The organism is Vibrio sp. 2033, from assembly GCF_033339735.1.
Genome location: NZ_JAWOVC010000009.1, coordinates 112,341 through 131,520, shown reverse-complemented (window position 1 = coordinate 131,520; position 19,180 = coordinate 112,341). Strand labels below are relative to the sequence as shown.

At 44.4% G+C, this 19,180-nt stretch carries 20 protein-coding genes and 1 riboswitch; of the genes, 2 read left to right on the top strand and 18 right to left on the bottom strand.

Annotated features, from left to right (window positions below; genetic code table 11):
• Positions 1 to 40: 40 nt before the first annotated feature.
• The 4 genes from R7P74_RS13855 to R7P74_RS13840 all read right to left on the bottom strand — a co-directional run bounded on the left by R7P74_RS13855 (position 41) and on the right by R7P74_RS13840 (position 3,074).
• Complete coding sequence (locus R7P74_RS13855; protein ID WP_248486491.1) at positions 41 to 433, bottom strand: glycine zipper family protein; 393 nt, start codon at positions 431 to 433, stop codon at positions 41 to 43.
• Between the two features lie 119 nt (positions 434 to 552).
• The gene (locus R7P74_RS13850) at positions 553 to 1,851 is read right to left on the bottom strand and encodes an ATP-binding protein (RefSeq protein WP_005373675.1); all 1,299 of its coding nucleotides are present in this window, start codon (positions 1,849 to 1,851) and stop codon (positions 553 to 555) included.
• Complete coding sequence (locus R7P74_RS13845) at positions 1,851 to 2,564, bottom strand: response regulator (protein ID WP_005373673.1); 714 nt, start codon at positions 2,562 to 2,564, stop codon at positions 1,851 to 1,853. Before R7P74_RS13845 ends, R7P74_RS13850 begins: the two co-directional genes overlap by 1 nt.
• A 213-nt stretch (positions 2,565 to 2,777) precedes the next feature.
• Complete coding sequence (locus R7P74_RS13840; protein ID WP_005373671.1) at positions 2,778 to 3,074, bottom strand: isoamylase early set domain-containing protein; 297 nt, start codon at positions 3,072 to 3,074, stop codon at positions 2,778 to 2,780.
• Positions 3,075 to 3,352: 278 nt separating this feature from the next.
• On the opposite strand from R7P74_RS13840, the gene R7P74_RS13835 reads away from it, so the two are divergent.
• Both R7P74_RS13835 and R7P74_RS13830 read left to right on the top strand, forming a co-directional pair.
• The gene (locus tag R7P74_RS13835; protein WP_238952748.1) at positions 3,353 to 3,733 is read left to right on the top strand and encodes a hypothetical protein; all 381 of its coding nucleotides are present in this window, start codon (positions 3,353 to 3,355) and stop codon (positions 3,731 to 3,733) included.
• A gap of 83 nt (positions 3,734 to 3,816) precedes the next feature.
• Positions 3,817 to 4,416 (top strand): thiol:disulfide interchange protein DsbA/DsbL, encoded by a 600-nt coding sequence (locus R7P74_RS13830; RefSeq protein WP_005373667.1) that lies wholly within the window; start codon positions 3,817 to 3,819, stop codon positions 4,414 to 4,416.
• Positions 4,417 to 4,486: 70 nt separating this feature from the next.
• On the opposite strand, the gene R7P74_RS13825 is transcribed toward R7P74_RS13830, so the two are convergent.
• The 14 genes from R7P74_RS13825 to R7P74_RS13760 all read right to left on the bottom strand — a co-directional run bounded on the left by R7P74_RS13825 (position 4,487) and on the right by R7P74_RS13760 (position 19,149).
• Positions 4,487 to 4,732 (bottom strand): hypothetical protein, encoded by a 246-nt coding sequence (locus tag R7P74_RS13825; protein ID WP_005373664.1) that lies wholly within the window; start codon positions 4,730 to 4,732, stop codon positions 4,487 to 4,489.
• A gap of 152 nt (positions 4,733 to 4,884) precedes the next feature.
• Positions 4,885 to 5,328, bottom strand: a complete 444-nt coding sequence (locus R7P74_RS13820) for a DUF3429 domain-containing protein (protein ID WP_017819861.1) — start codon at positions 5,326 to 5,328, stop codon at positions 4,885 to 4,887.
• A gap of 10 nt (positions 5,329 to 5,338) precedes the next feature.
• Positions 5,339 to 5,884: a glutathione peroxidase gene (locus R7P74_RS13815; protein ID WP_033906358.1), complete on the bottom strand. Its 546-nt coding sequence runs from the start codon at positions 5,882 to 5,884 to the stop codon at positions 5,339 to 5,341.
• A gap of 105 nt (positions 5,885 to 5,989) precedes the next feature.
• Positions 5,990 to 6,646 (bottom strand): 3,4-dihydroxy-2-butanone-4-phosphate synthase, encoded by a 657-nt coding sequence (ribB, locus tag R7P74_RS13810; RefSeq protein ID WP_005373655.1) that lies wholly within the window; start codon positions 6,644 to 6,646, stop codon positions 5,990 to 5,992.
• A gap of 113 nt (positions 6,647 to 6,759) precedes the next feature.
• Positions 6,760 to 6,900: riboswitch (FMN riboswitch) on the bottom strand.
• A 104-nt stretch (positions 6,901 to 7,004) separates the two neighbouring features.
• Entirely contained in the window at positions 7,005 to 7,622 is a 618-nt protein-coding gene (locus R7P74_RS13805) for a hypothetical protein (RefSeq protein WP_005373653.1), read from the bottom strand.
• A 117-nt stretch (positions 7,623 to 7,739) separates the two neighbouring features.
• Positions 7,740 to 9,593 (bottom strand): MFS transporter, encoded by a 1,854-nt coding sequence (locus tag R7P74_RS13800; RefSeq protein ID WP_238952747.1) that lies wholly within the window; start codon positions 9,591 to 9,593, stop codon positions 7,740 to 7,742.
• 146 nt (positions 9,594 to 9,739) lie between these two features.
• On the bottom strand, positions 9,740 to 10,498 hold the full coding sequence (locus R7P74_RS13795) for a helix-turn-helix domain-containing protein (protein WP_047102733.1): 759 nt from the start codon (positions 10,496 to 10,498) through the stop codon (positions 9,740 to 9,742).
• Positions 10,499 to 11,137, bottom strand: coding sequence for an HD domain-containing protein (locus tag R7P74_RS13790; RefSeq protein ID WP_238952746.1), 639 nt, complete (start codon positions 11,135 to 11,137; stop codon positions 10,499 to 10,501).
• Between the two features lie 248 nt (positions 11,138 to 11,385).
• Positions 11,386 to 12,663, bottom strand: a complete 1,278-nt coding sequence (locus R7P74_RS13785; protein WP_238952745.1) for a cytosine deaminase — start codon at positions 12,661 to 12,663, stop codon at positions 11,386 to 11,388.
• 9 nt (positions 12,664 to 12,672) lie between these two features.
• Entirely contained in the window at positions 12,673 to 13,911 is a 1,239-nt protein-coding gene (gene codB, locus R7P74_RS13780; protein WP_047101164.1) for a cytosine permease, read from the bottom strand.
• 805 nt (positions 13,912 to 14,716) lie between these two features.
• Positions 14,717 to 16,063, bottom strand: coding sequence for a magnesium transporter (locus R7P74_RS13775; RefSeq protein ID WP_005373641.1), 1,347 nt, complete (start codon positions 16,061 to 16,063; stop codon positions 14,717 to 14,719).
• A 112-nt stretch (positions 16,064 to 16,175) separates the two neighbouring features.
• A complete protein-coding gene (locus R7P74_RS13770; protein ID WP_318122918.1) occupies positions 16,176 to 17,498 on the bottom strand; it encodes an ABC1 kinase family protein in 1,323 nt (440 codons plus the stop codon).
• A 101-nt stretch (positions 17,499 to 17,599) separates the two neighbouring features.
• Positions 17,600 to 18,823 (bottom strand): HlyD family secretion protein, encoded by a 1,224-nt coding sequence (locus tag R7P74_RS13765; RefSeq protein ID WP_213967935.1) that lies wholly within the window; start codon positions 18,821 to 18,823, stop codon positions 17,600 to 17,602.
• Positions 18,823 to 19,149 carry an MFS transporter gene (locus R7P74_RS13760; RefSeq protein WP_318122917.1) on the bottom strand — a complete coding sequence of 109 codons (327 nt, stop codon included), beginning with the start codon at positions 19,147 to 19,149 and terminating at the stop codon, positions 18,823 to 18,825. Before R7P74_RS13760 ends, R7P74_RS13765 begins: the two co-directional genes overlap by 1 nt.
• Between the last annotated feature and the right edge of the window lie 31 nt (positions 19,150 to 19,180).

Here is a 19,180-nt window from a genome sequence, read left to right as displayed (position 1 = left end):
AATAGAATCCATCGCGCGATAATTTAAGAAAAGTGCTTATTTAATCAAGATCGTAGACGGTATAGCCTTTGTGCTGGAGGCATTTACGCAATACGAGAGATTGAGTTTTGGTTGAATCATTTGTTCCACTCAAAGCACCAGCTCCAGCTCCTACAGCACCGCCGGCAGCAGCACCGACAGCCACTCCACCTAATCCGTCTTCTAGCGCACCAGCAGCTGCGCCGATCAATGCGCCTGTAACTGCCCCATTAGTGGCTTCAGATTTCGCTGCCTCTGATTTGTCGACATTTTCTGCATAGCCTTGGCAGTAAAGAAAGTCTTGTTCATATGTACTAGGGTCGACATTGGTCATGTCGACGACAGGTTTTTGGTTGTAGGCGCAAGCTGTAAGCGTAGAAGTAAGCGCCATAATCAGGATAAAAGATTTATACATGAGTACTATCCATTTAGTGTGTGAATCTTATGGATTAAATGTACACTGTTTTATTGTTGGGCTCTGTCGCTTGAGTGTATTGAAGTGTCGTCTTCTGTAAACGGGGTAGGAAGGTTAAGTTAACTGTCTGATTTTTTGAGGCTAAGTGTGAAGCAAGCTCCTCCAAGTGGGCTATGGCAAATCGAAACTTCTCCACGTTGAAGCTCCATTATCTGTCTGACAATCGCCAAACCGAGCCCAAACCCGCTCGTCTTTTTGTTGCGAGATTCATCCGCGCTGTAAAATGGTTCGAATAGATGAGGCCAATGCTTTTCTTCAATACCTATGCCATCATCATGAACATTGATGAAGCAGCGGTGCTGATCGTGTTTTATCTCTACTAAAATCTGCTTATCTGCGTACCGCATTGCATTGCGCAGCAAGTTATCTAAGGCTCGCTTTAACAATTTTGGGTCAGCAAACGCGAGAACGTTTTCTGAGTTTACTTCTTGAAGCGAGATAGCGAGCGTAGTCTCTTTTTGCCATCTCTGTCGTAACTCTTTGACTAAGTTGAATAGGACGACTTCTTCTTGAGTTTGTAATGCTGTGTCAGGACGCTCCATCTTTGCGTAGTAAAGCAATTCTTCAACCATTTCTTCCATCTCGTCAATGTCTTCGACGATACTGTAAACATACTTTTTCTGTTGTTCAGTTAAGGTTGAATCCGATAACAAATCTGCTTGCCATTGTAAGCGGAAGATTGGGGTACGCAATTCATGTGCAACGGCGTTAGTTAGCATTTTATTGCTAGTGATCAAGCGAGATACTTTATCGGCCATCGTGTTAAAGCTTTTGTTTAACGTCCCAACAGACTTAGCGCTTGAGGTACTAGCTCGAGCCTTGAAGTTACCTGAGGCAAACTCAACGGTCACTCTCTCTAGCTCTCGAATCCGACGGCTTAAGAACCAGATCAACAATATGCAATACAGAGCAAATCCAGCTAAAAAGAACAACCAAACGATATTGTCATCAAAGTTGGCTGCTTTAACCACAGGACTATTCGGATTATCGCTCATTTTAAAGATAGGCGTGCTCGCATCTAGGCGGAACCAGATATCCCTTTCTTCATCGTAAGCGACGTTAACGGAGGTATCACTTTCAAACGCCTTTTTGATGTCTGTTGGAAGCTCTTCAAGCGTATGAGGCACCAACAAACGATGGCTTGATGTGGCAAATTGTTCCAACTGTTGTTGAGTATATTCTAATCCGTGTTCTTTATAGATAGGGTAGATCAGATCGTGAAAAGCTTGACCCTCATGCTCTTGTAATAGGTAGTCATAATCTGTGTTTATCTCATAAACTAAGAACTCGTATCCCCACAAGCTAGCCATAAACAGAATGATAAGGCCAACAAAGCTTTCCAGATAAATCCGTCTCATTATTCATTCCATGCATCAGGCATAAATAGGTAGCCTTTGCCGCGAACGGTAATGATTTTTTGTGGTGAGCAAGAAGCATCGCCTAGCTTCTTTCTCAGTGTCACTATGCGATTATCAATGGTGCGGTCTGTTCCATCGTATTCAATACCACGTAGTGTTTTGGTCAGCCACTCACGTGATAGTGTTTTTTCAGCATGCGTAGCAAGAACCCACAACAAATCGAACTCGCCGTCTGTCAGCGCAATTTCTTCTTGGTTCATTACGCACGATTTACGCAATCGGTTTAAACACAGAACACCAATTTGTAGGCCGTTTTCGGACTCGGTAGGCGCCGCCTCTTTTCTTCTTAATAGCATGCGAATACGAGCCAGTAATACGCGAGGTTTGATGGGTTTAGTAACAAAGTCATCTGCGCCTATTTCTAATGCGGCGACATGATCGAAGTCATCATCACTTGCTGTCAGCATCAACACTTTGCCTTTGTAGCATTCTCGGATTTGACGACATACACTCAGACCATCTTGCCCGGGTAGCATCAAATCTAACAGCACCACGTCTGGTTGTGTGTCAATAATCGCATTAGGTGCGTCCGTCCCATTGTCGATACATTTGACCTGAAAACCTTGTTCAACAAAATACTCACCCAACATAGTTTGTAATTTGGGATCGTCTTCCACAATGATTAGAGATGGTTTGATTTGTTGTGCGTTCATTTAAGTGATGTATACAATATTTAATATCAATGGAACTTAAACAAATTTACGAATTATTTCAAATAAAGCTTTCTCAGAATAAGGTTATCGGATGAGTTAACTGGATAAAATTGCCAATTAATGATTTAAATCTAATCACCTATCACATTTAGAGAGATGCAAAAAGGCGCAACGTTTGCGCCTAGGTATGGAATCTTAAAGCGAAATTACCGCTTATTCGGTGGTACACACGACGCTGTTGTCGCTGCCAAATGCATTTGGAACGTAAGCATCAGCTTGTGGGTCATTTTCCCACTTCGCGTCATCGAGCAAGTAACGGAACTGAACATTCTGCGCTTTAGGTAAGCGGGTTTTAAATTTAAACTGACGACTTTTCTTCACTAATTTCATCGGTTCTGGCTGCCAGTTGTTGAAGTCTCCAGCAATTTGGACAGAGTCCCACTGATCTTTATCTAGCTCGAACGTGACTTCGACTTCATCTTTTGTCTTAAAGAATCTCTTTTTAAGCATTGATCTTTCCTTGTTCGTACAAAAACTGTTCTAACTATTACTCGTGTTTCATAATGATTTCAAGTTTTATCGAATTGTTGCTGGTATCTGATGAGGGGAGTATCCGAACGGTGAATAGTTCGTTGTGCTGGTTTCGTGTACTGAGGGAGCGTTAGAGAGAAAATTCACTAGCCTAAAATGGTCAAAGAACAGAGTTTGTTAGCGAGCCGAGAGTCCGTATCTTGAAGTCAAACCGTTATCATGTATTATCTTAAATCACCATTTTCCTTGATGTAGCTATGTTGAAGTTTAACCGTACATTGTTGACTGCGATAGTTTGCTTAGTTGCTATGCTTTTGAGTAGTGTCGCTCCTGTGGCGCAGGCTTCCGTTCCGATGAAAACAATTGAAGTACGCGATCTTATTGTTCAACAGGCTGCTCTACACAAACAACTTGGCGTCAATGACGACTGCGTAGAATCACATCACGATGAGTCAGCCATCAATAAGGCACAACAATCTCACACGAGTTGTAGCTCTTCCTGCATGGTCAAAATTCCCGCCAACTTATCTCAAAACGACTTACTGCTTCTTCCTTATAGCCTTGCCTTGATTGGTAGGCCTCTAGTCGAAAAAGTAGTGACAGTGATCACCAAGCTTTATCGTCCTCCGATTGTTTAATTCCTCATCTCAAATTACTTGGGGTTTACCCCTTTTTACCAAATGAAATGATTTGGCATTTGAATGCCACAAGGAAATAAACAATGAAAAAACTACTTGCCTTATGTAGTGCACTTTTACTGACTTTTACCGCTCATGCAGCGCAATTTGAAGAAGGGAAGCACTACAAAGTTCTGGATGTAAAGAAAGCATCGAAACCTGTTGTGACGGAATTCTTTTCTTTTTATTGCCCACATTGCTACAAGTTTGAGTCGCTTATTGAGCGTTTAAAACCTGCTCTGCCAAAAGAGGCAAAGTTTGAAAAGGTGCATGTGGGGTTCATGGGCGGAGATATGGCGATTCCGATGGCCAAGTCCTACGCGACGATGGTGTCGCTAGGAGTTGAAGATACAATGATTCCTGCCATGTTTGCCCAAATTCATCAAAAGCGACAAGCGCCAAAAGACGAAGCTGAGCTGAAACAACTCTTCGTTGATAATGGCGTAGAAGGTAAGAAGTTTGATGCGGCGTACAACAGTTTCGCCGTAAACTCAATGCAGAAAGGTTTTGATAAGCAATTCTCTGCCAGCACGTTAAGAGGGGTTCCGGGTGTGGTTGTGAACAATAAATACATTGTTTTGGCCAACGAAATTCGTACTTACGACGAGTACAATCAATTAGTTAATTACTTATTGACGCTGTAACTGTAAATAGCATTGATGCTTAAAAATGGCGACGGTAGAGTCGCCATTTTTTATGCTTATCACTTTCGTATTATCTAAGAACGCTTGTACATGCTTGAGTCGGAACACTAGTCATAAATATGGCATGCGGATAAAACAAGCTAGCAGCAGTGATTGCAACATTACATGGCTGAGCAATCGTGGTTTTAATCACATTGGTAAGCACAGCGCCTGTATTATTTACTGTTTGAGCGGCGGCTTGTTGTGCCTGGTAAGACACGCAACCTGTCGTTGCATTGATCATCGCAGTGCTAAACAAAAGTTTGCGAAAAAACATATTCATATCCTTTGTGAATGCTTTGAATTACTTATATGTGGATTGATTCATAAATGAAACAAAACAGTGTTCAAAATATGTGTGCATTCACGAAATGAACATTGTTTTATAAAAAGACGTTTTTTTGTGATCTTAGTACTGGACAGACCAGGTTATGAAACTAAAGCCAATCCGTGCATTACGATTACGCCGAAGGTCAGTTTGCTCCTCATTCCTTGATATCCCTTGGGTTCGGCGTCTTGTTCGACTTTCCTCACGAGCTTTTCTGCATACCAAACAGCAAGGTACCCAATTGCTAATAGTAGGGTTGCGACTGCGTAATGTTTGTGGCCCTGCAGTAATGCGCCCCAAGCCAGTAAGACAAAAAGGTTGCTGAGAATTAATACATTTCGGCTAAGGCGATGGTAGTAATGCTCAATGCCATTACCCCAAAGGATGCCGGATAAAAAACTTAATATAACGGCGCTATATGCGATGAAAAATTGCTGACCACTTAAATTGAAGAGTGAGATGTCAGTGAAAATCAGCCCTAAACTAAACACAAATGGAACCAAGCCTAAGTAACCGAGTTGTAGCATGGTTGAGCGTGTTGTCATGGTCGTCACCTTATAATTGTTGCTCTATCATATTGGTAAGCGTAGTACTTGTCGGTGATGTGGAGCTTGGAAAAGTAGCAATAACTTTACCTTCAGAGCTAATTAGAAACTTGTAGAAGTTCCATTTTGGTTTTATGCCTGCTTGGTTAGTAATCTGGTTGAAGACTGGGTTCGCATCTACACCTAATACTGAAGAGCGAGCCATCATTGGAAAGGTTACCCCGTAATCGAGATAACAGACTTTCGCTGTGTTTGTTTCGCTTCCTCTATCTTGTCGAAAGTCATTGCTCGGGAAACCGATAACGGTGAAGTTTTGGTCTTTGTAAGTTTGATAGAGGGTTTCTAACTGTTCGAACTGAGGAGTGAAGCCGCACTGACTTGCTGTATTGACGACTAGTAGTGTCTTTCCCTTAAAGCTTTCGCATAGATCGACTTCTTCCGTTGAGTTTAACAACCTTTGCTTACCTTGAAGAATATCAGGGCACTCAGATGCAAGAGCAAGCGAATTCATGGAGAGAAAGCTAACGAGAGCGGCGAGTTTCAGTAATCCTTTCATGGTGTTGTTCCCCTTGTTTTCAATAAGTATAACTACTCAAGTGCAAAGAGGATCGATCAAAAAAGCCGCACAAATGCGCGGCTTTTTTCAAGAGCTGAGATCTGACTATGCCAGTTTCAACTCGAACTGGTTCAGGTACATTACCATGTCTTCAATCGTCAGTACCGGCATGTTGTGCAGGCGACCGAATGCTACGATCTCCGGTGCCTTTGCCATCGTGCCATCTGGATTGGTCACTTCACACAGTACGCCAGCGGGTTGAAGCCCTGCCATTTGCATCAGATCAATCGTACCTTCTGTGTGACCACGGCGAGTCATTACACCACCTGGACGTGCGCGCAGAGGGAATACGTGACCCGGGCGAGCAAGATCTTCCGGTTTTGCGTGCGGGTTTGCCGCCGTTTTAATGGTCGTTACGCGGTCTGCTGCTGAAACACCCGTTGTTACACCAACTTTCGCTTCAATAGAAACCGTGAATGCGGTTTGGTTTGCGCTGTTGTTGTTTACCACCATTGGAGGCAGTTCCAGTTTGTCTGCTTGAGCATCTGTTAAGCACAAACAAACGATGCCGCTACATTCGCGGATCATCAATGCCATTTGCTCGTTAGTGAGGTGCTCGACTGAATAAATGATATCGCCTTCGTTTTCGCGATCTTCATCATCAAGAAGCAGTACGCCACGGCCTTCTTTTAAAGCGATAAGTGCGTTTTCAACGCGAGTAATTGGGTCGCCGAATTCGGCAAGTAGTGATGACTGATTCATGGTTAACTCCTAAATTTCACCAGAATCAGGGCGGTATGAGAGATCGCCGTAAAATACGATCAAAAAGAAGTGCACCAGCATTCTTAGCGATCTGACTCGCTATGCTGGTGTATTCTTATTCTCTTTCATCCGGACTATAACCGTCGGCTCTGGCATCTCACCAGATCTGCTGACCTCGACGAATCGAGCGCTCGCGGGCTCACTTGAAAAAGTATACCGCCGGTGGGGAATTTCGCCCCGCCCTGAGAACAATTAAAAATGTACCACTTCATCCAAGTTGTGAAGAAGTGGAGCTAGGATAGTACTGCGAACTGAATAGCTTGGAAAGTCGATTCCATCTGTATGATGGAAAAGTGTGCTATCGACGGAAATAATCTGTGCGAATAAAGTGATCAATCTGCTGCGGCACGAAGGTGTTGTAAATCAGGCTCGTATGCGTTTGCTTCACTTCGATATGATCTTGCATACCGTCCAGTCTTGTCTCTTCTACGGTAACGGTACCGTCCGACATGGTGTTGTCATTACGGATCAACAATGGGCGAGCGCCAATCGGCATCGTTCCTGCGATACTGCCGAGTTTTTGAGGGAAATCCCAAGCGTCATCATGTTTGTTTAATCCGTGGTGTGGCGAATTGCCTAAAATTGCACCCAATCCGAGATCTTGAATTCGACCTACAATGGACGCGCCTTTCAGAGGCGAACCGATAGCGACAACATGAGAGATTAAGTTAGTGCTCGGTTTTCTGTTGGCGAGATAGCGCTTAATCATCAAGCCTCCCAAGCTGTGTCCCACGAGCACGTTTGTGGTCAGTGGATTAAGCGAATGATCAATAGAATCAAACAGTGAAGACTCATCGATAGCAACAGTGTTATAGCTGAGTACTTGCGTTTCGTATCCGAGTTTTCTCAGCTTTTGGCTAAGAGGCTGCATGACCAGCCCATGCATATAAAGACCATGTAAGATGATGATTTTCATAATACCTCCTAGATTTATGACGTTGTAGATATCCTACTCTAATTAACAAAGAACTACTTGCCCTTTGTGGTGCATATTTACGTTTTGCTGCAAAGTTTGATCGGTATAGCAAGCGACTCAGCCCAGTAAATCCTGTACTTGTTGTTGTAATTGATGACGATTTAAAGACGCAGGACTTAACACTTCACCGATAACAACATCCACTTTTGACCAAAAACGAGTCGGTCGTTTTGTGAGAGCATGTCCGCCTTTGTGGCTGAAAAAAGAACCCCAAAGCCCTTTTAACGCCATAGGGATGACAGGAACAGGGTTACGTTCAAGGATTTTTTCTACACCTGGGCGAAACTCACCCAATTGACCGTTAGACGTTAAACGACCCTCAGGGAAGATACAGACAACCTCACCGTCGTTAAGTGCTTGTTCAATCTGTTCAAATGCTCGTCGGTAAGTGTCGGCACACTTACGTGGAGAACAGATCGGGATAACACCGGCATGACGGAATACATATTTAAGAACAGGTAGCTCGCTGATGGACTTGTCCATCACAAAACGAACCGGGCGAGTAGAGGTTCCCATCAAAATCAATGCATCGACATAGCTAACATGGTTAGCCACGATTAACGCAGCACCTTGTTCAGGAATATGTTGGCGCCCCTTTACGTACACACGATACATACAATGGCTGAGTAAATAACTGATAAAGCGTTGTGTAAATTCCGGTACTTGGCGATAGACATAGATCGCCACGAAGAAGTTACCTATTGCCATCATGGCAAACAGTTCCACAATAGAAAGCTCCAGTACGCTGAGTACAACGATCGAAACCAAAGCAGACACCACCATAAACAACGCATTCATGATGTTGTTAGCAGCAATGGCACGTGCACACTCCCCTTTGTTTGAACGCGATTGGATGAACGCATAAAGAGGAACAATAAAGATACCGCCGCTTACACCAACAAGGAACAGGTCAATCATGACGCGTAGATGTTTTGATTCAGCAACGAAGTTTTGCACATCATAAAAGTGCACCGGAAGTGATAGATAACTTGGGACTGCCCATAGCAAGTCGACGCCAAAGACTGTCAGACCAAGGATACCGAATGGCAAAATACCAAGCTCAACGTGGTTGAAAGAAAGTTTTTCACACAACCAAGAGCCTGTAGCGATACCAATGGAAAACAATGCCAACAGTAAAGAAACGACAGTGCTATCTGCGAACAAATGTTCGCGTGCGAAGTTAGGGAATTGAGTTAGGTAAGTCGCACCCATGAACCAAAACCAACTGATGGCTAGAATAGACATCCAAATGCCTCTCTGCTTTTTTGCCACTTTTAACGTGTTCTTTAAACCAGAAATCGGTTCAAATTTCGCTTTGTCATTTGATTGGCTAGGCATCGCTGGAATATTCACGCTGCTCATGAACCCAAGCAAAGACAAGGCAATCACGGTACAAGAAGCAATCAAGGTACCATTAGGAATGGCTAGCAGCAGGCCTGCGCTAAGCGTACCTATAAGAATCGAAAGAAACGTGCCCATTTCAACCCAAGCATTTCCTTTAACAAGCTCATTTGGTTTGAGCGCTTGTGGTAGCAAGGCGTATTTCACGGGACCAAAATAGGCCGATTGAGTGCCTGTCATAAACAGCAGAACCAGCATCAGCATGGCACTTTGGGTGGCAATAGCGGTTGCTGCGCAAGACATGATAGCCAGCTCGATGAGCTTTAGACGTCGGATTAATTTGGCTTTGTCCATGCTGTCAGCGACGGCACCAGCATGCGCTGAGAATAGAAAGAAAGGTAGGATGAATAAGCCTGCCGCCAAATTAACGAATAGATTGACGGATATTGGTAGGTTATCAATTTGGCTGTATGTCACCATCAATAACAGAACGTTTTTGTAGATGTTGTCATTGAGTGCGCCAAGGCATTGCGTCACAAAGTAAGGAAAAAAGCGTTTTGAGAAAAACATACGGGCCCCGATTAAACAAAGTCGAATGAGATGGGAGCACTTTATGCTCAATGAACGATTAAACCAGCTTTCTCTTTCAAGTGACGTTGTATGCCACCAAAAGTAACGAAATTCGTTACTTTTATTTCCATTTGTTTATTGAGTTACTAATTGCGAGACTTATTGGTGAGTTTTCTTTCCCATGGTTCAAATAAAGGGAACGTCCAGCGACGCATCGCAATAATCAGAGAGGTGCCGTGTTTTTCGTCCATATCGAGAGAGCTATCACTTTGGCAAGCCTGATAAAACTCATCGATGACCTTTTGCAGTTTCTGTTGTAGCTTCTTGTTGGTTGGTACACTCATCAATCCTGTTGCCATGGAGAACTTTTCATCTTCACCAGAAAAGTAGCTTTGGAAAAAGGCGTCTTGAACTTGCTGTTGGAAGAACCGTTGAATAGGGCCGCCCATCTGCCACTTAAATGTCGGAGATATACGCAAACGAATTTTGTTATTTGGCTGCAAGTTGATGATGTTCAGACGATCCAAATGAGCAAGCTTTTGCACCAGTTCCAACTCATTGAAGGTGTATTGCTGAACGATTTGTTCAAACTGATAGCCATTTACAACACAGATTGCCACGAGTAGCAGGGCTTTATCGTTAACCAACTGCTTTTCTTGCTCTAACGTTAGCGACTCTAGACCTTTATTGTGCGCAGCCGCAAGCTTAAACAGTTCCGCCATTTCTAAACCAATCAATTGGCAAATGCGTTCTAAGCGTTCAAGACTAATGTGTTGACCTTCAGCGAGTAAACGTTTGACGCTTCCTTCACTTAAATCAAGGTGTTGTGCAACATCGGCATAATGCAGCCCAGCTAACTTTAGTTGGCGTTTAAGCTCTTTAATTAACGTATAGCTTTCTGACATTTACGCTGTTACCTCGTCGTGTAACTGCTCTAGGTACGTTTGCATAAAGGTTTTGCGTTTTTGCGCTTCGCGTCTTGCTGACTCTGTGTTCATGGTTTCAGCGATTTTGAATAACTTGGTTTGAAAGTGATCCAGAGTGAATTGTTTATCGTTAAGTTCACGTTCTTCGGCAAATATATCGCTGTCGTTGTAAAGTTGCGCGTTAAATTGAGTGCTGACTTGAATGCATCGCGTCACGCCAATTGCGCCTAAAGCGTCCAGACGGTCGGCATCTTGGACGATTTTAGCTTCCAACGTATTTGGCCTGATGTTTGCGCTAAAGCTGTGTGCCTCTATCGCATGAGCAATGGCATCATGATATTGCTGCGGATAATCGATACTCTCTAAAAATGCGACCGCTTTTTTGGCTGCGATGATTGAGCTCTCTTTGCGATTTGGGTGATCTTTCGGGTAAGTAAAGCAATCATGCAAATAGGCAGCCGGTAATACAATCGCGATGTCTGCATTTTCTTCTTTGCAGAGCTGTTTCGCTGTTTTGACCACGCGTTTTACGTGTTTAAGATCATGAGCTGCATCTACTTGCATCTCTTGCTGCATAAATTCCAAAAATTGCAGTTCTATCTGGTTTAATGACGTCATGGTTCATATCTACAACTAAAATGAAGTCAGAAGTATGCCCAACGCTTAGAATAATTTCCAAGTGCGATGGTGTAATTGAGATTCAGCCACCAGAACCTTGTGCAACGTTTGGTACTGAGCCGTTTTATATGGCCTTTCAATGTGTTCAGCGGTTTATGAGACAAGAATAGACAGAGCGAGCAGTGATGTTTACCAGTAGAAAAAAGGCCTGACGATGTCGTCAGGCCTTGCTCGTTTCGCCGATCTTTTTAGCGTTTGAACGTTACTTGCTCTGCTTGTTCAAGATGAATATGAGTCGTCGCAGGCTGTGTTTCTGCAATCACTTTACCGTGACGAACAGAGTAACGAACCGGCACTTGGCGACGTACTGCGTCAAAACCATTTTCTGCGGGAAGAATCAGTAAACTACCAGGTTTGCCTTCTTCTATGCCGTGCTTATCTTGAATGTTCAGTGTACGTGCTGAATTGGTGCTGATCAGATCCAGTGAGTTGTTGATTTGGTCGTAACCCATCACCTGGCACACGTGCAGACCCATATGCAGCACTTGCAGCATGTTTGCAGTGCCTAGTGGGTACCAAGGGTCAAATACATCATCGTGTCCAAAGCAGACGTTGATGTTGGCATTCAGCATCTCTTTCACTCGTGTTACGCCGCGACGTTTTGGGTAATCATCAAAACGGCCTTGTAAGTGAATGTTCACCAATGGATTTGCCACGAAGTTGATACCGGACATGCGTAATAAACGGAACAGGCGAGATGCGTATGCACCGTTGTAGGAACCCATCGCTGTGGTGTGACTGGCCGTGACTTTATTCCCCATATCAAACTTGTGCGCTAATGCTGCCAGTGTTTCAACGAAGCGAGATTGTTCGTCATCGATTTCATCACAATGCACGTCGATCAGACGGTCGTATTTTTGCGCTAATTCGAACACGTAGTGCAGCGATTCAATGCCATATTCGCGTGTGAATTCAAAGTGTGGAATCGCGCCAATCACGTCCGCACCTAATTTGACGGCTTCTTCTAGCAGCTCTTTGCCATTTGGGTAAGAGAGAATTCCTTCCTGCGGGAAGGCGACGATTTGGATATCTACCCACTCTTTCATCTCTTCACGCACTTCTACCATCGCTTTTAGGGCAATTAGGGTAGGGTCTGAAACATCGACGTGGGTACGAACGTGTTGTACGCCGTTTGCTATCTGCCATTTTAAGGTTTGTTTTGCGCGCGCTTTCACGTCTTTAATCGACAGCATTTCTTTGCGCTCAGCCCAACGTTCAATACCCTCAAACAATGTGCCAGAGATGTTCCAGCTAGGCTCGCCTGCGGTTTGAGTTGTATCTAAGTGAATGTGTGGCTCGCAGAAAGGCGCAACCGCCATACCACCTTCAGCATCGATGATGTCACCGTTATGACTAAGCTCCACATCGTTGCTTTCAATGCGCTTGAATTGACCATCTTCAATCAAAATTTGCTGCAGACCTTCTTGTCCTTTTAGCGTTACGTTTTTGATCAGTAGTGTTGTCATGATGGTTCCTTACGCTGGCTGTGTAGCCAGTGCTTTTTTGTTAAGAATAGGATTAAGAATCAGGAAGCTAATTGCGCCGCCAAGTACAGCGTTAATCGGCACTACGCCAGGCAGGAAGTGTCCCGCACCAACGCCAATCACGACAGCGATAATGCCAGCCCAGTTAACGTTTTGGAATTGGGCGGCTTCAAAGTTTGCGTAGCGTTTACGGTTCGTGAAGAAGTCAGCGATGATCACACCGCCAATCGGTGGAATTGCCAAAGATAAGAAGGTCAGCCAGCCAACAAAGTTATTGTAGAGCCAGAGAGCGCAAAGTGTGCCAACAAGACCGTTCGCCATCGAGATGTATTTACTTGGTAAGCCTGTGATGTTGGAAAATCCAAGACCTGATGCGTAGAGCGCGTTGTCGTTGGTCGTCCAGATGTTCAAGCCAAGAACGATGATAGCTGGAATAAGAAGACCTTGCGCGATCATCACTTCAGAGATGTCTGATTGACCCGTCACCGACGCACCTGCCGCGCCAAAGATAAACATTAACGAGTTACCGATGAAAAATGCCACCATGGTGATCATCACGGCGCTGCGCGGCTTTTTACCAAAGCGCACGAAATCCGCCGTTAATGTACCAGCACTGACAAAAGAGCCGACAACCATCGCGAGAGCTATTGAAAAATCGAGTGGCTCGGTTGGTTGAACTTGTTGTAGTTCGCCAATACCACCAACGCTATTTACTGCCTCGATGACAGAGTAGCCGCCAAGTAGCGCAATGGCAGGAACGGCAATTGCTGACAACACCATCAGTGCGGAGATGCCAAAGTAAACGGTCGCGGTCATGAGCAAACCGGATACAAGGATCAACGTGTTGGTATCGATGCCCGTTGCTTTATGCACCGGAATCGCAAACATGGCGACACCAACTCCAAACCACCCAACTTGAGTACCGCCAAGAAGAGCGGAAGGAAGCCAAGAGCCTTTAGAACCAAAAGAGAAACGAGCAAGAAGGTGGGTAGAGAGACCAGTAGAAGCGCCGATGTAACCGAGGAAAGAAGTGTAAATACCGAGGATTAGGTTACCGATGAGAACAGCGAGGAAAAAATCATTAAAGGAGAGCCCAGTACCGAGAGAACCCCCTGTCCACATACTTGCGGAGAAAAAAGTGAGTCCTAACATCACCATGGTTAGTGACGCCACGCCTTTTCTGGCCGTGTTGGGAACTGGTCCAAGACTGTAGTTATTGTCTCCAGCCATTATTGCCTCCGCACATTGAAATATTAAATTATAGCACCTGATTTTCAGGCAAACGGCGCGTATTATCGTGATGTAAATTTAATAGTCAATTATAAAATTGAAATTTAAACGTTTGCTTGGTTTTTTATATGTATTTTTTCTTTTAATAACAATGGTTTGGTTTTTAAATTCTAAAATTGGAAAGTTTGTTTTTACGTATTTTCTATGATTTATAGACAGGTTTTCTATGTGAAATTAATGTTTTGAATTGCTATTTGTTTTTATGGGTTAAATTTATCTATAACTCTGGATTGTTCAGTCGATTTCTATGAAAAGAAAACGATTTCATGATGAGGTTTTTGGTTTGGACGTTATTTGTTCTTTTCTTGGGTGTGTTTTCTTGGTTTTATTTTATGTAGGTGATTTATTTTTGTTGAAGCTGGCATTTCTAATGGCTTAGTGGGCGAATATTTGAATTTTATAAACAGTAAACAATCTGTTGTGGGTAAGAAAAGTACAACCGAGCTCGGTCAGAGGATAAGAGGGCAATAGCCACATAAAAAAATAGCCAACCGCAAAGAGTGCGATTGGCTTATATACATGTGAACAAAATCAAGTTCACTAACAACGTCAGTTGGCTAGGTGACCCTCGGCTTAAGAAGGGTCGATTTATATAATGCAGTTACTGTGCCAACTTTAATATGCCCTAAAATACGTAGTTTCTGTGACATGCGTTGCTTAAAGTTTGAGTATGTTTGCAATTTGCAACTGCGTTATGCAATTTGACTCTATTATGCTAATGATTGATTAATAAACAATGAACCTTTTAAAGCATGACTAAACTCGCCGTTCCTAAAAAGGCGAAAAAACCAACTACATCTGTCACTGTTGTTAGAATCACCGAGCCAGCCAAAGCGGGGTCCAATTTAAACTTATCCAGAATAATGGGAATCAGCACACCAAATAAAGCTGCGGTAATAATATTGACGATAATGGCCAGCGCGATGGTTCCCCCAAGAACCGGAGATTGAAACCACAATCCGGCGAGCCCGCCGATGATTAACGCCCAAGCAATGCCGTTCAGAGAGCCAATACCCAACTCATTTTTCAATAGCTTGAAACGGTTACCTGGGGTGATCTGATTAAGCGCCATCGCACGAATCATTAGAGTGAGCGTTTGGCTGCCAGCAATGCCCCCCATGGATGCAACAATTGGCATGAGCACCGCCAAAGCCACCACCTGCGCAATTACATCTTCAAATAGTCCGATAGTGACAGACGCCAAAATCGCAGTAAGCAAATTGATGCCTAACCAAACACCGCGCTTTTGCGAGCTTTTTAATACTGGCGCAAACAAGTCATCGCCTTCATCCATACCTGTACCGGCCATCAAACGTGCTTCGTAGATTTCACGCTGTGTACTCAATGCAAACTGCCAATCGACTTCACCTATCAGTGTTTGGTCTGCATCAGTTACAGGGAGAGCGGGCAGTGTGCTGTGTTCTAATGCCTCTACCGCTTCAGGAAGCATCATTTTACTGTCTAGAACCGTCACAGCCTCAATAACGAGTGTTTTTAAGCGAGTATCGGGGTCACCACGTAAGATATCGAAGTAATTGACCGTTCCACGATACTGTTTATTACGATTAATCAGATATACCTGTTGAGGCGTGTCGTAGCTATAGCGCTCCATTAACTGCTTAGCTGTCCCAATCGTAATGTTGAAGGGCAGGGTGATGATCTTACGTTCAGCCCAGTGGCCGAGTTCTTCATCAGCATACTCGTTTGCTTGATCGTAAAGTTCCAACTCATCTTTTTCTATCAACGAGAGCGCTTCGTTGATGATCGACTCTGGCAACGAATCGGCCCATTCGATGAGCGACAAGTTGTCGAGTTTAGCGAGAGTGAGTTTTAGCTCGACTTCAGATAACGCGTTGATGATAGAGAAACGTACGTCCGCACGCATTTCCGTTAACACGTCGATATGTAGCTCTAGTGGTAAAGCTCGCCATAAGCGAACACGATCGTCGATTGGAAAGGCTTCTAGAATCAGGGCAACCGCGCCGGGCTCGAGGCCCGCTTCAATAGATTCATTGAGCGTTGCGACTTGATCCGCTTCTTCGGCTTGGCCAATTTGCTGGATTAGAGTGGAGAGATCTTGAAACTTGCTCACCGAGTACCCCGATAGTTAATTCGTTTTATGGAAGTATGGCATGTTATTGAGATGCACAACTATGCATCTTAACCTTGCTCAAGGTACTTGAAAGTAACAGAAAAACAATAGGCTATTCGCTGTTGATGGTGAGATATGGCTGTACCAATTGGCGAATGTTCACTTTTGCGCCAATACGGGCTGCCAGCAAGTACATTCCGCCGATTTTTCTGTGCAAAAATAGGGCATCTGCTGGTGGAGTATGCCAGTATTCTTGCTCCATGCTTAGAATGGTGCCAGCCTCGCGAAGCTTTTGTGCTAAGCCGCTGGCTTTAAAGTCATAAGGCTCATCGACCAACATAGGTTCACATGCCATTTTCACTAGATCGAGAATCGCTTGGCGTTGGTCTGGAAGGATGGTTTGGCTGAAGAAGCCTATTTGTTCAAGCGCATCATTCAAGCCTTGTTCGTCATTGTTAACGACAGATGCGAAAGCTTGGCGATAACCAGTGCTGAACCGCTCGCTGTACTCGCGAGTGGCCCCGAAATCTAGCAAGCCGATTTGACGAGTGTTTTCGATATATAAGTAGTTGGCGAAATTTGGGTCGGTTTGTACCATCTTAAATTCGAACAGCTCCCTGAACAGTAATTCGAGTAGGCTGTGCATGACAAAATCCCGTGTACTCTGATCATAATGTTCGATTTTCTCAATCGGGCTACCATCAATGAATTCCATCGCGAGAACGGAGTCTGAGCAATTTTCAGTATGAATCTTCGGCACGACAAAATGAGGGTGCTCCTTCAAAGCGTCATGATAACGAATGGCAAATTGCGCCTCTCGTGCGTAATCGGCTTCATCATGTAGCTGCTTTTTCGCTTCTTCGAGCAGTCCTTTGTAGTCGACAGACTCGGGAATCAACCCAACGACCTTGAGCAGTGTACCGACATTATCGACGTCGCTATCGATACTTTTCCGTATGCCCGGATATTGCACTTTGACGGCTAGGTTATCGCCCGCATCGCTGTAAGCTTGATGCACTTGTCCTATTGATGCACTGGCGATTGGTTTGAAGTTAAATGACAGAAACTCAGCTTTCCAATTCGTTCCCAGCGAACTTTCCATTACTGCGTTGAGTTGTTTTGCAGGCATTGGGTCTGCGTCGGAACGAAGACGGGAAAGAATATCGGCAAGTTCAGGTTCTAAAACATCACCAGCATCCATTGATAGCATTTGACCAAGCTTCATTGCAGCGCCACGCAGGTGAGCAAGTTGGTCAGTTAAGCGCGCGATGTTCTGTGGCGTCAGCAAGAGGTCTTTCGCTTTTGGTTTGTTGCCTTTGGCTATCTGCTTCGTGCCTTCTGCAATCACATTGCCTGCGACACGGGTAGCAAGTGAAGCGAACTTGCTGAATCTTGAGATGCGATGGGTAGGTAGGCTTCTTTCCTTTACCGACATGAATCTTCTCCGCTATTTACTAACTAATTGTTATACGGGAAAAGGATATGTTTGGATACAAATGAAAAGAAAACCGCCAGCGTAACTGGCGGTTTGCGAGTTTAGATAGAGTAGAAGAAGTACAGTTGAGACTTCATTCGGATGATGATCCCGCGAATCACATCTAAGAAGGCCATGAAGCCTATCGGTTTTTCACCGCTGACCCATGCGAGGCCAACAGAGCCAACAGGGATGTCGTAACCTTCTGGCTCATCAACCTTAAGACGAACAAAGTGGTGTTTGTTCTGTAAGTTCTTTCCAGTGGTGACACGTACGGAATCATCGAAACCCAGTAGATTACCTTGTGATTCACCTGTTGCCTCAACAATGCCCTCGACCGTCGCTGAGAAGATCTTACCTGGATAAACCGAAGAGGAGAATTCCGCAGGTTGACCCGGTTTGATGTTACGAATCGCCTGGTGGTTGACTCGCATCAGCACGTACTTCTCGTTAGTGTACATGTTGATACGCGGCATCATCGATACACGCTGACCTTCACGCAGGATAAAGTTGGTGACAAAGCCATCTGTTGGGGCATGAACTTTTGTGCTATTCAAATCCCATTGCGCTTTTGCAATTTGCTCTTCAGCTTGGCGCAGTTCGGCTTGTTTGGTTTCAACTGCAAGTTCCGATTTATGAATCGCCAGTTTTGCACGGGAAATATCGACTTGTTTCTTCTTGATTTGAGACTCAAGGGTCAACACGTTGTGACGTGCCATATCAACCGCACTCGATTGTTTGTCGATATCGCTTTCCGTGATGGTGTTGTGCACCACTCGGTTTTGCTCAACATAACGATCTAGCATTTTTTTCTGCAATTTGTAGTCAACTTTCGCCGCTTCCAACTGGCTCTTGGATGTTTCTAGATCTTGCACTAGCGCCTCGTGGTTAGCTTCTTCAATCTCGATGTCGCCTTTTGCCGTAGCTAATGCAACGCGAGCAGAATCAGCGGATACGTTCGCTTGATTTAATGCGATTTTGTATTGCGTTGGGTCAAGTTCATAAATGAGCTGACCTTCTTTAACTTTCTGATTCGGCTCAATGTAAATGTGGTCAACTTTACCTTTTACATTGGTTGAATCTGGACGCAATTGGATGTGTGGTGACTGCACGACAGAACCGCCGGATAAATCCATCGGGGTGAAGTTAATCAAACCTACCCAGACGAACATTAGCCAACCCAAGCCGCCAAGATAAGCGAACGATTTGGTTGCTTTGTTCCAAGGCATGCCAACCAAACGCAACAGATAGATGAAGAGTGCCCATACCGCTAAACCTTCTAACATTATGCTTCCTCATTTGGCTGTGTTTCTGTTTGCGGTTTACTTTTCCATGTATCACGCAGATTGATGATGGCTTTTTCCATATCAACAAATGCAAAGATCACGGCTAGCACCCAAACCCAGTGCCAGACAAACCCTATCCAGGTAAGCGCAGTGATGAGCCCTATCTGATGATGGTCTTTGCTGTGTGCTTTATTGATAGGTAATTCATGGATTTTCCAAAAGCCGTAACACGCGCCCGCGACACTCGCGATTAAAACGACAGCAGCGACAACATGTAACGCCGTATCTGCGCCTGTACCGACAAATGGGACACTCAGTAAACTCATTAAACACTCCTCTATCAAACTGTTGGCGTAT

Bases quoted from the DNA above. Each gene is read 5' to 3' on its own strand.
- R7P74_RS13825 (WP_005373664.1), bottom strand. From the start codon at position 4,732: ATGTTTTTTCGCAAACTTTTGTTTAGCACTGCGATGATCAATGCAACG.
- R7P74_RS13815 (WP_033906358.1), bottom strand. From the start codon at position 5,884: ATGAAAGGATTACTGAAACTCGCCGCTCTCGTTAGCTTTCTCTCCATG.
- R7P74_RS13805 (WP_005373653.1), bottom strand. From the start codon at position 7,622: ATGAAAATCATCATCTTACATGGTCTTTATATGCATGGGCTGGTCATG.
- R7P74_RS13795 (WP_047102733.1), bottom strand. From the start codon at position 10,498: ATGTCAGAAAGCTATACGTTAATTAAAGAGCTTAAACGCCAACTAAAG.
- R7P74_RS13770 (WP_318122918.1), bottom strand. From the start codon at position 17,498: ATGTCGGTAAAGGAAAGAAGCCTACCTACCCATCGCATCTCAAGATTC.
- R7P74_RS13790 (WP_238952746.1), bottom strand. From the start codon at position 11,137: ATGACGTCATTAAACCAGATAGAACTGCAATTTTTGGAATTTATGCAG.
- R7P74_RS13760 (WP_318122917.1), bottom strand. From the start codon at position 19,149: ATGAGTTTACTGAGTGTCCCATTTGTCGGTACAGGCGCAGATACGGCG.
- R7P74_RS13850 (WP_005373675.1), bottom strand. From the start codon at position 1,851: ATGAGACGGATTTATCTGGAAAGCTTTGTTGGCCTTATCATTCTGTTT.
- R7P74_RS13800 (WP_238952747.1), bottom strand. From the start codon at position 9,593: ATGTTTTTCTCAAAACGCTTTTTTCCTTACTTTGTGACGCAATGCCTT.
- ribB (WP_005373655.1), bottom strand. From the start codon at position 6,646: ATGAATCAGTCATCACTACTTGCCGAATTCGGCGACCCAATTACTCGC.
- R7P74_RS13835 (WP_238952748.1), top strand. From the start codon at position 3,353: ATGTTGAAGTTTAACCGTACATTGTTGACTGCGATAGTTTGCTTAGTT.
- R7P74_RS13820 (WP_017819861.1), bottom strand. From the start codon at position 5,328: ATGACAACACGCTCAACCATGCTACAACTCGGTTACTTAGGCTTGGTT.
- R7P74_RS13840 (WP_005373671.1), bottom strand. From the start codon at position 3,074: ATGCTTAAAAAGAGATTCTTTAAGACAAAAGATGAAGTCGAAGTCACG.
- R7P74_RS13830 (WP_005373667.1), top strand. From the start codon at position 3,817: ATGAAAAAACTACTTGCCTTATGTAGTGCACTTTTACTGACTTTTACC.
- codB (WP_047101164.1), bottom strand. From the start codon at position 13,911: ATGGCTGGAGACAATAACTACAGTCTTGGACCAGTTCCCAACACGGCC.
- R7P74_RS13765 (WP_213967935.1), bottom strand. From the start codon at position 18,823: ATGTTAGAAGGTTTAGCGGTATGGGCACTCTTCATCTATCTGTTGCGT.
- R7P74_RS13845 (WP_005373673.1), bottom strand. From the start codon at position 2,564: ATGAACGCACAACAAATCAAACCATCTCTAATCATTGTGGAAGACGAT.
- R7P74_RS13785 (WP_238952745.1), bottom strand. From the start codon at position 12,663: ATGACAACACTACTGATCAAAAACGTAACGCTAAAAGGACAAGAAGGT.
- R7P74_RS13855 (WP_248486491.1), bottom strand. From the start codon at position 433: ATGTATAAATCTTTTATCCTGATTATGGCGCTTACTTCTACGCTTACA.